Raw genomic sequence first — 12,935 nt, forward strand, 5'->3', positions numbered from 1 at the left:
ACGAGTGCCGGAGCACCCGTATCCACCCACGACCTCAGGCTGCGGCGGCCACGGGCTCCGGCTCGGCGCCGGCCAGCCGCCACGGCCGCACGACCAGCACGAGCACGGTCAGCGACGCGAGCAGCCCGCTCGCGATCGTCGTGCTCATGGCCAGCGCGTCGTTGCCCAGCACGCCGACGAGCGGCGAGATCAGGGCGCCGACGCCGAACTGGGTCGCGCCGAGCAGCGCGGCCGCGGTGCCGGCGGTCTCGCCGTGCCGCGAGAGCGCGACGGCAGGCGCGTTCGGCAGCCCGAACCCGACGGCCAGCAGCACCAGCCAGAGCGGGACGAGCACGCCGAGCAGCCCGCCCACACCCGAGGCGACGACGGTGACCAGCAGCAGGCTCGCCGTCGCGGCGATGGCGATGGCGCCGAGCAGGAGCTGCTGCGGCTCGAAGCGGCGCAGGAGCACGGGGTTGAGCTGGCTGGCGAGGATCAGCCAGATCGCGCCGCTGGAGAACGCGAGGCCGAACTGCTGCTGGTTCAGCCCGAACTGCTCCTGGAACACGAACGACGCGCCCGAGACGTAGCTCATCACGGCCGACATCGCCAGGCCTGCGACCAGCACCAGCCCGACGAAGGCGCGGTCGCGCAGCAGCCCGCGGTAGGTGCGCAGCGTGCCCACCACCCCGGACGTGACGCGGCGGTGCGGGGGCAGCGTCTCGGGCAGCACGCGGGCGGCCACGGGCAGGAGCAGCAGGCCGTAGAGCGCGAGCACGGCGAACACGCCGCGCCACGACGTGAACGCGAGGATCCACGCCCCGAGCGACGGCGCGAGCACCGGGGCCGCGCCCATCACGAGGATCAGCCGCGACAGCAGCGTGGCGGCCGCACGTCCGGTATAGAGGTCCCGCACGATCGCCATCGCGGTCACCGCGCCGGCCGCGGCCCCGAGGCCCTGCAGCACGCGCAGCACACCGAGCACCGCCACGTTCGGCGCCACGATGAGCAGCAGCGAGGCGATCACGTGCAGGGCGACGCCGGCGAGCAGGGGCCGCCTGCGCCCGAACCGGTCGGAGAACGGGCCCACGACCAGCTGCCCGAGGCCGAGTCCGAGCAGGGTTCCGGTGAGCGTCAGCTGCACGGAGGCGGCGTTGCTGAGCAGCTCTCCCGTGATCGTCGGGAGCGCCGGGAGGTACATGTCGATCGTGAGCGGGCCCAGCGCGGTGAACGCGCCGAGCGTCAGGACGAGCCGGAGGCGGTCCCCCCGGGTGTCCGGTACGGCCTCTGGGACACGGGCGGGAGTCAGCGTCACTGATCGATCAAGAAGGAACGACGCCCCGGCATTCCGGTCCGCCGACCTCTGTGGGGCACGACACTGGCTCCGTGCTGATCTCCGACCTCACCACGCCCGCCCTGCTCGTCGACCGCGACGTCCTCGACGCCAACCTCGCGACGATGAGCGCCGCCCTGCCCGGCCCGCGGCTGCGCCCGCACGTCAAGGCCCACAAGACCACGGCGCTCGCCCGGCGGCAGGCGGCGCACGGGCATACCGGGTTCACGTGCGCGACCGTGCGCGAGTGCGAGGTGATGGCGGCGGCGGGCCTCGGGGCGGACCTGCTGCTCGCCAACGAGGTGCTGGACACCAGGCGCCTCGGCGCGCTGGTGACGGGCGGGGCGCGGGTGACGGTGGCGGTCGACTCCGCGGAGACGATCGCCGCGGCCGCCGCGGGCGGGGTCCGCGAGGTGCTCGTCGACGTCAACGTCGGGTTGGCCCGGTGCGGCTGCCCACCCGAGAAGGCCGGTGACCTGGCCGACGCCGCCCGCGCCGCCGGCCTGCACGTCCGCGGCGTGATGGGCTACGAGGGGCACCTGATGCTCGTGCCCGCCCCGGACCGCGGGCGGTTGACCCGCGACGCGATGGAGCTCCTCGTGCGCGCTGCGGGGGACGTCGGCGGCGCGGTCATCAGCGCCGGCGGCACCGGAACCTACCTCGACAACACCTGGGCCACCGAGATCCAGGCCGGCTCGTACGCGCTGATGGACACGGCCTACGCCGGGATCGGCCACCCGTTCGGCCAGGCGCTGTCGGTGCTGGGCACCGTGATCTCGGTGGCCCCGGACCACGCCGTGCTGGACGTCGGCCTCAAGTCGCTCGCCATGGACCACGGCCTGCCGACGATCGAGGGCGCCGAGGTGCGGTTCTGCTCCGACGAGCACACGACGTTCGTCCCGCGGGATCCCGTGCGCGTGGGCGCCCGGGTGCGCGTGCTCCCCGCCCACGTCGACCCGACCGTCGCCCTGCACGAGCGGATGCACCTGGTGGACGGGGATGCCGTGCTGGAGACGTGGCCGGTGGACATGCGCGGCTGGTGACCGTCAGCCCGTGAGGTCGGCGGAGAGCCACCGCTCCGGCCGGACGTGGTAGACGACCTGCTCGCCGTGCTCGGCCATGGCCATCTCGAGGTAGGGCTCCACCCGGTCGGCCGGCAGGTAGCGGACCGTCATCGCGCGGACGTCCTCGTAGGTGCCGGGCTCCGTGCGCACGACCGGGCCCTCCACCGACACGTAGCGGACGCGGGCCCCGGCCTCGTCGACCATCAGCGAGACGCGCCCGGCGGCGTCGATCAGCTTCGCCTTGCGCGAGCCGACCGAGGTGTGGAACCAGATGTCGCCGCCCGGCTCGTACTGGTACCAGATCGGCACGACCAGCGGGGCGCGGTGCGGACCCGCGTCGACGGACAGCGCCGCGACGTGCGGCTCGGCGAAGAACTCCTGGCGTTCGCGCTCGGGCATCGGCATGCGCGCAGGGTAGGAGCGCCGTCCGACAACGTACGGTGCACCCATGCTCGTCGAACGCATGCGCGCCCACACCTCCACGATCTTCGCCGAGATGTCCGCGCTCGCACTGCGGACCGGCGCGATCAACCTCGGCCAGGGCTTCCCCGACACCGACGGCCCCGCCTCCCTGCTCGAGGACGCCGCCGCGAACATCAAGGCCGGGATCAACCAGTACCCGCCCGGGATCGGGGTGCCCGAGCTGCGCACCGCCGTGGCCGAGCACCAGCGCCGCTTCTACGGGCTCGACGTGGACCCGGACGCCGTGCTCGTCACCACCGGGGCCACCGAGGCGATCGCCTCCGCCGTGCTGGCGCTGTGCGAGCCGGGCGACGAGGTCGTGACGTTCCAGCCGTACTACGACTCCTACGCGGCCACGATCGCGCTCGCGGGCGCGGCGATCCGGCCGGTCCCGCTGCGCCCGAGCGGGACGTCGTTCGCCTTCGACCCGGACGAGCTGCGGTCCGCGTTCTCGGCCCGCACCCGCGTGGTGCTGGTCAACACCCCGCACAACCCGACCGGCACGGTCTTCGACCGCGAGCAGCTCACGCTGATCGGCGAGCTGGCGGCCGAGTACGACGCCGTGGTCGTCACCGACGAGGTGTACGAGCACATGATCTACGACGGGCGCCCGCACGTCCCGATGGCGACGCTGCCCGGGATGGCCGAGCGGACGCTCACGATCTCCTCGGTGGGCAAGACGTTCTCGGTGACGGGCTGGAAGGTCGGCTGGGTGCACGGGCCCGCCGAGCTCGTCGCGGCCGTGCGCGCGGTCAAGCAGTTCCTCACCTACGTCAGCGGTGCGCCGTTCCAGCCCGCGATCGCGACGGCCCTCGACCTGCCCGACTCCTTCTACGCGCAGCTGGCGGGCGACCTGCAGCGCAAGCGCGACCTGTTGTCCACCGGGCTGCGCGAGGCCGGTCTCACCGTGTTCGACACGGCCGGCACCTACTTCGTGGTCACCGACGTCACGCCGCTGGGCTGCACCGACGGCGCCGAGTTCTGCTGGAGCCTTCCGGAGAGGGTCGGGGTGGCCGCGGTGCCGGTGTCGGTGTTCTGCGCCGACCCTGAGCTGGGGCGCTCGCTCGTCCGCTTCGCCTTCTGCAAGCGCGACGAGGTGCTCGCGGAGGCGGCGTCGCGGCTGGTGGCGCTGCGGGCGGCGGCGGGCTGAGGGTCGCGGGTCACGCCGCGGGCGGCACGAGCAACAGTGTCTTGCCGAACACCGTGCGAGCCTCGATGCCCGCGTGGGCGTCCGCGGCCCGGGCGAGCCGGTAGGTCTGCCCGATCAGCGGGTGGATCCGCCCGGCCGCGGCCTCGGCCAGCGCGCGCTCCGTGAGGCGGAGGCGCTCCTCCGGGCTGAGCTGCACCTCGCGGATGCCGGTGAGGGTGATGCCCGCGCGGTCCGCCTCGGCCCGGTCGATCCGGGCGAACCGGCCGCTCGGCGTGCCGTGCGCGGAGAACCGGCCCCCGGGTGCGGCCAGCGCGAACGCCGCCTCGCCGACGTCCCCGCCCACGTTGTCCAGCACCACGGTCGCACCCGCGCCGCCGAGGGCCGCGCGCGCCTCCTCCGCCCAGCCCGGCGCCTCGGAGTCGATCACGGCGTCCGCACCGAGGGTCCGGATCAGGGCGAGCTTCCGCCCGTCCCGGGCCACGGTGACCACCCGGGCACCCGCGGCCTTCGCCAGCTGCACCGAGAGGATGCCGAGCCCGCCGCTCGCACCGACCACCAGCACGGTGTCGTCACCGGTGATCCGGGCCGTCTCGAACAGCGAGAGCGCCGTGACGCCGTCGTGCAGGAGGGCGGCCGCGTCCTCGAGGGCGAGCCCGTCGGGCACCGGGGTGAGCGCGGTCGCAGGCACCACTGCCCGCTCGGCGTAGCCGCCCGTGCCGCCGGTCCCGGCGGCGACGGCCCGGCCGACCCAACCCGGATCGACGCCGTCCCCGACGCTCAGCACATGCCCGACCACCGCGTTGCCCGGCACGTAGGGCGGCGTCACGGGCCATTCGGGCCCGTCCCCGCGCCGGATCATCGTCTCGACCCAGAGGACGTCCGCCGCGCGCACGGCGACGACCACCTCGCCCGGCCCGGCCACCGGATCCGGTGCCTCCGCGGGGACCAGGACCTCCGGCCCGCCGAACCGCTCCACCACGACCTGCTGCACGACTCCACGCTCCTCACATCGTCGGAAGCGAGCATCGGAGCTGAAGTCAGGTGGAGGTCAAGGGTGCTGAGGCGGGTGTGGTGACGCTCGCGATCGTGTCCAGGGACAGCCCGAGCGCGTCCGCGAGCGCGGCGACCGTGAAGAACGCCGGTGTCGGGATGCGCCCCGTCTCGATCTTGCGCAGCGTCTCGGCCGAGATGCCGGCCGCCGCGGCCACGTCCACCAGGCTGCGGTCGCCACGGGCGTCGCGCAGGAGCGTGCCGAGTCGCTCGCCGCGCTCGCGGTCGGCCGGGGTCAGCGGGACGCGCACCATGGGCCCAATACTAATACCGGTATAGTTATCAGCGTGATCGAGCTGAAGACCGCCTCCGAGGTGGACGCGTGCGAGGCCGCCGGCAAGATCGTCGCCGACGTGCTGACCGCCGTGCGCGCCGAGGTCGCCCCGGGCGTCACCACGGGCGAGTTGGACGCGCTGGCCGCCGACCTGATCACGGGCGCCGGGGCGCGTCCCAGCTTCCTCGGCTACCACCCCTCGTGGGCTCCGGTTCCGTACCCGGGGGTGATCTGCGCGAGCATCAACGACGCCGTCGTGCACGGCATCCCCGGGCGCGAGCGGCTGCGCAGCGGCGACGTCCTGAGCGTCGACCTGGCCGTGCACCTGGACGGCTGGTGTGCCGACGCCGCGTTCAGCACGCTCGTCGGCGGCACCGGGGACCCGCGGGACGCCGCCATGATCGAGACCGCCGAGCGCGCGCTGGCCGCGGGCGTCGCGGCGGCGGTCGCCGGTGCGCGGCTCGGCGACATCGCGCACGCCATCGGCACCGTCGCCCGCGCCGGCGGGTACGGCCTGCTGGACGACCACGGCGGGCACGGCGTGGGGCGCTTCATGCACGAGTCCCCGAGCGTGGCCAACGAGGGCAGGCCCGGGCGCGGGCTGCCGCTGCGCCCCGGCCTGGTGATCGCGCTCGAACCGATGCTCCAGGCCGGCGGCGCCGACACCTACCGCCACGACCGCGACGGCTGGACGATCCGCACCTCCGACGGCAGCCGCGCCGCCCACGCCGAGCACACGATCGCGATCACCGAGGGTGGCCCGCGCGTCCTCACCGCGGGCCGCCCCACGTCTTGACGTCCCCGCTAGAAATCAGGGATGGCTGTCACGGCGCTGTTCCGCTACCCGGTCAAGTCGATGCTCGGCGAGTCGCTCGAGCGTTGCCGGATCGACGAGCGCGGGGTGGTCGGCGACCGCGCCTACGCCCTCGTCGACGTCGAGACCGGCACCGTGGCCAGCGCGAAGGTGCCGCGCCTCTGGGGCGGGCTGCTCGGCTTCTCGGCCCGCTGCGCCGGCGATCCGGAGCGCGCCTCCCCTCCGCCCGTCGAGATCACGTTCCCCGACGGCTCGGTGCACCACAGCGGCGACCCGGACATCGACGCCGCGCTGAGCGCAGCCGTCGGCCGCGAGGTCCGGCTGGTGGCCTCCCCGCCGGATGGCGCGGGGTTCGAGGAGGTGTGGCCGGAGATCGACGGGCTCGCCCCCGAGGCGGTCATCGCTGCCACCCGCGTGCGCGACGAGGACACCGGGGAGCGGGTGAGCCGGTTCGACCTCGCCGCGATGTCACCCCACCCGGCGTTCTTCGACCTCGCGGTGCTGCACCTGCTCACCACGGCGACGCTGCGCAGGCTGCGCGAGCTCGCGCCGGGTGCCACCTTCGACGAGCGGCGCTACCGCCCCAACGTCCTGCTCGACGGGGAGGGCGAGGGTTTCGTGGAGAACGCGTGGCCCGGGCGGGCGATCGCGTTCGAAGGCGGTGCGACGGTCGCGGCCTCGATCCCGACGATGCGCTGCGTCATGACCACGCTTCCCCAGGGCGACCTGCCCCGCGACGCCGACACGCTCCGCACCGTCGCCAAGCACAACCGCGTGCTCATCCACGGGATGGGGACGTGGGCGTGCGCCGGCGTCTATGCGGACGTCACCGGCTCGGGCGAGCTGGCGGTGGGCGAGGCGTACGAGCTCCGGGATGCGGAGCCCTCGGGACACTAGCGGGGCACTGCTGGGGCACTAGGTGCGAGCGGGCGTGGCGCTCGCTCCGCGTAGCGCCTCCGCGATGCCCTCCGCCCACGCGAGCAGCTGCTCGTCCGCCCCGGGCCGGGCCACGCACTGCAGGCCCACCGGGAGCGCCGGCCCGCCCGGCTCGCGCGCCACCGTGCCCGCGGGGAGCGAGAGCGCCGGGACGCCCGCCTGGGTCCACGGCACGCTCATCGTCGGGCTGCCCGTGGTGTCCAGCCCGCGCGGGGCCGGACCGGTGGCCGACGGGCAGATCCAGACGTCGATGCCCGCGTCGGCCATCCGCTGGGGGAGTGTGCGCCGGAAGGCGTGCACGCCGTCGAGCGCCGCGGAGTAGGTCGCGGCCTCGACCGAGCGGCCCTCGCGGATGGCCGCGGCGGTCTGCGGGCGGTAGCGATCGGCGTACCGGTCGAACCACGGCTCGTGGGTGCGGGCCAGCTCGACGACGTTGACCACGGCGTGGCGCCGGTTGACCTGCGCGATGTCGTCGAGTGCCGCGACCTGGCGCACGTCGTAACCCGCCGCGCGCAACGCCGTGACCTGGGTGGTGAACTCGGCGCCCGCGCCGGGGTCGGCCTGGTCGAGGTAGGGACCTGCCGGCACCCCGAGCACCGGGCGGTTCCCGGCCGGGGCGGCCGCCCACCCGTCGACGAGAGCCGCGGCCGCTGCCGTCGCGAGGGACAGGTCGGCGGCGAACAGGCCGACGGTGTCGAACGTCGGCGCGTTCGGGATCATCCCGTCGCAGGGCACGCGGCCGTACGACGGCTTGAACCCGATGCACCCGCAGTAGGCGGCCGGGCGGATGACGGAGCCCACCGTCTGCGTGCCCAGTGCGAGCGGGACGAGCCCGGCGGCCACCGCGGCCGCCGACCCGCTGCTCGACCCGCCCGGCGTGTGCTCGGGGTGGTGCGGGTTGCGGGTGGGTCCGGGCGCGAAGTACGCGAACTCGGTGGTGACGGTCTTGCCGGCCACCACCGCGCCGGCCGCGCGCAGCCGGGTGACCGCGGTGGCCTCGGGCCCGGCGAGGAGCTCCACCGGGAGCGTGGAGCCCGCCCGGGTGGGCAGCCCGTCGACCCGGTACACGTCCTTCACACCGACCGGGACCCCGTGGAGCGGGGGGCGGTGCTCGGGGTCGGGCCAGCGGCGGGCGACCTCGGCGATGTCGGCGGCGACCCGCTCGGCACGGCCGGGCTCGTCGACGAAGGCGTGCAGGTCGGCGTCGGCGTTGGCTATCGGGTCGACGATCGTGGGCACGTCCTGACCGTAGAGCGTGCACCGGTGATGGGACAGGTGCGCCGCCTGGGCCGGCCCGGCAGAATCCGGACATGCCCGACACCGCCTTCACGGCCGACACCGCCGCCGCCATCGCCCGCGCCCGCCAGCACGGGGTCGGCGACCTGCTGCGGCGCACCGCGTTGCGGTACCCGGACAAGCTGGCGGTCGTGTCCGGCGAGCAGCGCTTCACGTACGCGGAGTTCGACCGGTCGGTGAACCGGGCGGCCAACGCGCTCGCCGCCCGCGGGGTGACGAAGGGCGACCGGCTGGCACTGCTGTCGCGCAACTGCTGGGAGTACGCGGTGATCGCGTTCGCCACCGCGAAGCTGGGCGTGGTACTGGTGCCCGTGAACTTCATGCTCGGCGCGTCGGAGATCGCCTTCATCCTCCGCCACTCCGGGGCAGGCGGGATGGTGGCGCAGGACGTGCTCACCGGGACCGCCGCCGCGGCGCTGGCGGAGGCGGGGCTGGCCGGGGGCGTGCGGGGCCGCATCGGCGGGGCCGCCGACGGCTGGGAGGACGTCGCGGACTGGTGGACCGCCGGGCCGGAGCACGACCCCGAGGTGGCCGTCGCCGACGACGACCCGCTCCGGCTGATGTACACCTCCGGCACCGAGTCGCGGCCGAAGGGCGTGATGCTGTCGAGCCGGTCGTTGATCGCCCAGTACGTCTCGTGCGTGATCGACGGCGGGATGGGCGTCGACGACGTCGAGGTGCACTCGCTGCCGATGTACCACTGCGCGCAGCTGGACTGCTTCTTCTCCGTGGACGTCTACCTGGGTGCCACCAGCGTGATCCTGCCCGGGCCGGACCCGGCCGCGCTGCTCGCCTCGATCGAGGCCGAGCGGGCCACGAAGCTGTTCTGCCCGCCCACGGTGTGGATCTCCCTGCTGCGCCACCCCGAATTCGACACGCGGGACCTGTCGAGCCTGCGCAAGGGCTACTACGGCGCCTCCGCGATGCCGGTGGAGGTGCTCAAGGAGCTGCAGCGCAGGCTGCCCGACGTCGAGTTCTGGAACTTCTACGGCCAGACCGAGATGGCCCCGCTCGCCACGATCCTGCGCCCGCACGAGCAGCTGCCGAAGGCCGGTTCGGCGGGCCGCGCCGCCGTCAACGTCGAGACGATGCTGGTCGACGAGCTGGGCGACCCGGTGCCGCCCGGCGAGATCGGCGAGATCGTGCACCGCAGCCCGCACGCCGCACTCGGCTACTACGCCGACGAGGAGAAGACCGCCGAGGCGTTCCGCGGCGGCTGGTTCCACTCCGGTGACCTCGGGATCATGGACTCCGACGGCTACCTCTCGGTGGTCGACCGCAAGAAGGACATGATCAAGACCGGCGGGGAGAACGTGGCCAGCCGCGAGGTCGAGGAGGCGATCTACCTCCTCGACGGCGTCGCCGAGGTGGCGGTGTTCGGGATCAGCCACCCGCACTGGATCGAGGCGGTCACCGCGGTCGTCGTCCCGAAGCCGGATGCCGCCCTGACCGCCGACGCCGTGCTCGCACACGCCCGGCAGCACCTGGCCGGCTACAAGTGCCCGAAGTACGTGGTGTTCGCCGACGCGCTGCCCAAGAACCCCAGCGGCAAGATCCTCAAGCGCGAGCTGCGGGCGCGGCACGCGAAGCTCGCCGTCCGGGACGAAGCCTGACCGCTGCGGGCGGCCGGCGCGGCTCGATGCGACGATCGCGAAGTGGCGAACCGGTCCTACCTCTACCCGCTGGCGCGCTGCCGACGGAGGAGAGCCTTCCTCCGCCGATCACGTGCATCTCCGGATGCATTCGACGCATGCGTCGAGCGGACCGTCTCCCACCTCGAGAAGCAGCGTGCAGCCCATCTCCTCCTCGAGACCGGCGAGATCCTCACCCTGGGTTCCGACGATCCCGAGGAGGAGATGCGGCGCGTGGTCGCCGTGGACATCCCCAGGTCGGTGACCGCCGCCGAAGCCGCGATCGCCGCCGATCGACACCCACGTCCCCGACGTGCAGCGGGCCCGTGCCGAGCGGGCACCCGCCTCAGCCCACTGAAGCCAGACCGGTCGGCTCGTCCTCGGTCAGCGCCTGGGCGGGGACGGCGGTCTCGCGCTCGCCGTCCAGCAGCGGGCAGGCGAGCCACGGCTCCGGGATGCCGAAACCGTCGACGAGGGTGCGGGCATGGGGGCGCAGCCGCCCGCAGAGCCCGTTGACCGCCTGCGTGACGGCCTTGGCCCGGGCCGGCGTCAGGTAGGCGTGCTCGATGAAGAACGCGCGGTCGCCCTCGATCACGGTGAGCGCGTAGAGGTCGAGGACGTCGGCGAGCAACGCGCGCACCGGAGCGTCCTCGATCCGGTCGACGGCGGCGGCGAAGGCGTCGAACACGATCCGGTCGACGTGGGCCCGTGCGGCGACGAGCAGGTGGTCCTGGGCGCCGTTGAAGATCCCGAACTGGTCGGCGCCGGGCGCGAGTGCTTTGCGCATGCGTTGCGCCGCGTTCGCCAGCAGGTGCTGCTCGCGCTCGACGAGCAGCCACCGCTGGTAGTCGCGGTCCCGTACGTCGCCGCGGTGCACGAGCGCGCGCACGCCGGTGCGCTCGGCGACCATGCCGCCGACCACGTCGGCGGCGAAGCGCGCCTTGCCGGCCAGGTCGAGGCGGCCGAGGCGACGCGCGTAGTCCGAGAGCAGCGTCTTCGCGACCAGCTGCAGCAGCACCGTGTTGTCGCCCTCGAACGTCGTGAAGACGTCCGTGTCGGCCTTGAGCGTCGGCAGCAGGTTCTCGGCGAGGTAGCCGGCGCCGCCGCACGCCTCGCGGCAGGTCTGGATCGTGGCGGTGGCGTGCCACGTGCCGACGGCCTTGATCCCGGCGGCCCGCGTCTCCAGCTCGCGCTGGCGCCGCTCGTCGCCCTCGGCGCCCGGGGCCTGGAGGTCGTGCATGTCCGACACCAGGTCGCTCTGCGCGAAGTGGAGGGCGTAGGTGGTGGCGAGCGCGGGCAGCAGCTTGCGCTGGTGCACGAGGTAGTCGAGGACGACGACCTCCTCACCGGTGGCCGGGTCCGCGAACTGCCTGCGGGTGTCGCCGTAGCGGATCGCGAGCGCGAGCGCCTTCTGCGTGGCGGTGACGGCGCCGCCCGCCACGCTGATCCGGCCGCGCACGAGCGTGCCGAGCATCGTGAAGAACCGGCGGGTCTCGTTCGCGATCGAGCTGGTGTAGGTGCCGTCCTCGGCGACCTCGCCGAACCGGTTGAGCAGCGCCTCCCGCGGTACGCGCACGTGGTCGAAGGTCAGCCGCCCGTTGTCGACGCCGTTGAGGCCGGCCTTGCGCCCGCAGTCGCCGATCGTCACGCCCGGCATCGCGGCGCCGCTCTCGTCCCGGATCGGGACGAGCAGCGCGTGCACGCCGTACGACCGGCCGCCGGTGACCAGCTGCGCGAAGACCACGGCCATCCGCCCGTCCCGCGCGGCGTTGCCGATGTAGTCCTTGCGCGCTCCCGCGTCCGGCGTGTGGATCACGAACTCACACGTGGCCGGGTCGTACGTGGCCGTGGTGCGCAGGTGCTGCACGTCGGAGCCGTGGCCGGTCTCGGTCATCGCGAAGCAGCCGAGGAGCTCGCCGTCCATGATCCGCTTCAGGTACTCGTCATGGTGACGTGACGTGCCGAGCACCTGCACGGCCCCGCCGAACAGTCCCCACTGCACGCCGGCCTTGACCAGCAGCGACAGGTCGCCGAAGCCGAGCATCGCGAACGCCGTGACCACGCCGCCGACGTCGCCCTCTCCGCCGTACGCCGGGTCGAAGCCCTGCCGTGGACGCCCGGTGCGCGCGAGCAGGTGCAGGTTCTCGGTGGTGAGCGCCCGGTACTCATCCGTGGAGAGGTTCGGGTCCGGGTTGAACGCCAGCTCGTCCATCTGGGCGCGGATCTCGTCGCGGACCCGCACCCACCTCCCGTCGAGGACGCGCTGCAGCGCGTGCCGATCGACCGTCATGGGGTCTCCTCCTCGGTGCGGGCGACCACCCCGGACAGCCCCGCCCAGGCGAGTGCGGTCAGGTGATCGGCCAGCTGGTCCCTAGTCATACCCGCCGGACGGGCTATCCAGTTGTCGGCCGCCGAGCGGACCATCCCCACCACCCCGTGGCCCCACGGCACCGCGGGCGCGGGGTCGGCACCGGCGAGCCGCAGCTGCTCGGCGATCACGTCCGCGACCTGGTCACCGATCAGCGATACGAGGTCTGCGACCAGGTCGGCGTCGGCCAGCGGCCGGTGCACCACGAACCGGTAGACCTGCGGGTCGTGCTCGATGAGCCTCAGGTACGCCGCGATCGCGGCGGCGGTCTTCGCGCGCGGGCCCGAGGCGCCGTCCATCGCCGCGCGAACCTGCCCGAGCAGCACCTGCGCCACGCGGTGGCAGACGGCGACGTACAGCTGCGTGCGGTCGGCGAAGTGCCGGTAGACGGCGGTCTTGCTCGTGCGTGCCGCCGCGGCGACGTCGTCCATCCCGACGCCTGCGCCGTGCTCGCGGATCGCGGCGATCGCGGCGTCGGTGAGCTCGGCACGCCGGGTGCGCCGGTGGGCGTCCCACCGGCTGGCGCGCCGATCCCCTACCGAGTGCACGACACCGACAGTACCGGGTACCTTGAGTAC

The 12,935-nt window shown here is 73.9% G+C and carries 13 protein-coding genes; 5 read left to right on the forward strand and 8 right to left on the reverse strand.

The features are described 5' to 3' along the window. Window positions 1–34 precede the first annotated feature (34 nt). A complete protein-coding gene (locus tag ABEA81_RS15570; RefSeq protein ID WP_345605798.1) occupies window positions 35–1,294 on the reverse strand; it encodes a Bcr/CflA family efflux MFS transporter in 1,260 nt (419 codons plus the stop codon). Window positions 1,295–1,365: 71 nt separating this feature from the next. Here ABEA81_RS15570 and ABEA81_RS15575 point away from each other — a divergent pair, with 71 nt between their 5' ends. Next, the gene (locus tag ABEA81_RS15575; protein WP_345605799.1) at window positions 1,366–2,355 is read left to right on the forward strand and encodes an alanine racemase; all 990 of its coding nucleotides are present in this window, start codon (window positions 1,366–1,368) and stop codon (window positions 2,353–2,355) included. Between the two features lie 3 nt (window positions 2,356–2,358). Here ABEA81_RS15575 and ABEA81_RS15580 read toward each other — a convergent pair whose 3' ends face one another. After that, window positions 2,359–2,781 carry a pyridoxamine 5'-phosphate oxidase family protein gene (locus ABEA81_RS15580; protein ID WP_345605800.1) on the reverse strand — a complete coding sequence of 141 codons (423 nt, stop codon included), beginning with the start codon at window positions 2,779–2,781 and terminating at the stop codon, window positions 2,359–2,361. A 43-nt stretch (window positions 2,782–2,824) separates the two neighbouring features. Between ABEA81_RS15580 and ABEA81_RS15585 the strand changes: the two genes are divergently transcribed. Further along, window positions 2,825–3,988 carry a pyridoxal phosphate-dependent aminotransferase gene (locus ABEA81_RS15585; RefSeq protein ID WP_345605801.1) on the forward strand — a complete coding sequence of 388 codons (1,164 nt, stop codon included), beginning with the start codon at window positions 2,825–2,827 and terminating at the stop codon, window positions 3,986–3,988. Window positions 3,989–3,998: 10 nt separating this feature from the next. On the opposite strand, the gene ABEA81_RS15590 is transcribed toward ABEA81_RS15585, so the two are convergent. Continuing rightward, window positions 3,999–4,979: a zinc-binding dehydrogenase gene (locus ABEA81_RS15590; protein ID WP_345605802.1), complete on the reverse strand. Its 981-nt coding sequence runs from the start codon at window positions 4,977–4,979 to the stop codon at window positions 3,999–4,001. Window positions 4,980–5,025: 46 nt separating this feature from the next. Then, window positions 5,026–5,292 carry a helix-turn-helix domain-containing protein gene (locus ABEA81_RS15595; RefSeq protein ID WP_345605803.1) on the reverse strand — a complete coding sequence of 89 codons (267 nt, stop codon included), beginning with the start codon at window positions 5,290–5,292 and terminating at the stop codon, window positions 5,026–5,028. 33 nt (window positions 5,293–5,325) lie between these two features. On the opposite strand from ABEA81_RS15595, the gene map reads away from it, so the two are divergent. Together map and ABEA81_RS15605 are read left to right on the forward strand one after the other, a co-directional pair. Further along, window positions 5,326–6,108: a type I methionyl aminopeptidase gene (map, locus tag ABEA81_RS15600; RefSeq protein ID WP_345605804.1), complete on the forward strand. Its 783-nt coding sequence runs from the start codon at window positions 5,326–5,328 to the stop codon at window positions 6,106–6,108. Window positions 6,109–6,129: 21 nt separating this feature from the next. Then, complete coding sequence (locus ABEA81_RS15605; RefSeq protein WP_345605805.1) at window positions 6,130–7,023, forward strand: MOSC domain-containing protein; 894 nt, start codon at window positions 6,130–6,132, stop codon at window positions 7,021–7,023. A gap of 18 nt (window positions 7,024–7,041) precedes the next feature. Here ABEA81_RS15605 and ABEA81_RS15610 read toward each other — a convergent pair whose 3' ends face one another. Next, entirely contained in the window at window positions 7,042–8,301 is a 1,260-nt protein-coding gene (locus tag ABEA81_RS15610) for an amidase (RefSeq protein WP_345605806.1), read from the reverse strand. A gap of 71 nt (window positions 8,302–8,372) precedes the next feature. Between ABEA81_RS15610 and ABEA81_RS15615 the strand changes: the two genes are divergently transcribed. Further along, window positions 8,373–9,971, forward strand: a complete 1,599-nt coding sequence (locus ABEA81_RS15615) for a fatty acyl-CoA synthetase (RefSeq protein ID WP_345605807.1) — start codon at window positions 8,373–8,375, stop codon at window positions 9,969–9,971. Between the two features lie 108 nt (window positions 9,972–10,079). Here the strand turns inward: ABEA81_RS15615 and ABEA81_RS15620 are convergent, their stop codons facing one another. From ABEA81_RS15620 to ABEA81_RS15630, 3 genes are read right to left on the reverse strand one after another with little or no spacing between them, the layout of a single operon-like run. After that, window positions 10,080–10,289 carry a hypothetical protein gene (locus ABEA81_RS15620; RefSeq protein ID WP_345605808.1) on the reverse strand — a complete coding sequence of 70 codons (210 nt, stop codon included), beginning with the start codon at window positions 10,287–10,289 and terminating at the stop codon, window positions 10,080–10,082. 46 nt (window positions 10,290–10,335) lie between these two features. Next, on the reverse strand, window positions 10,336–12,279 hold the full coding sequence (locus tag ABEA81_RS15625) for an acyl-CoA dehydrogenase family protein (RefSeq protein ID WP_345605809.1): 1,944 nt from the start codon (window positions 12,277–12,279) through the stop codon (window positions 10,336–10,338). Continuing rightward, window positions 12,276–12,905, reverse strand: a complete 630-nt coding sequence (locus tag ABEA81_RS15630) for a TetR family transcriptional regulator (protein ID WP_345605810.1) — start codon at window positions 12,903–12,905, stop codon at window positions 12,276–12,278. The genes ABEA81_RS15625 and ABEA81_RS15630 overlap by 4 nt, the downstream gene beginning before the upstream one ends. Window positions 12,906–12,935: the final 30 nt, after the last annotated feature.

The sequence above is a fragment of the Pseudonocardia adelaidensis genome (assembly GCF_039543345.1).
Lineage (GTDB): Bacteria > Actinomycetota > Actinomycetes > Mycobacteriales > Pseudonocardiaceae > Pseudonocardia > Pseudonocardia adelaidensis.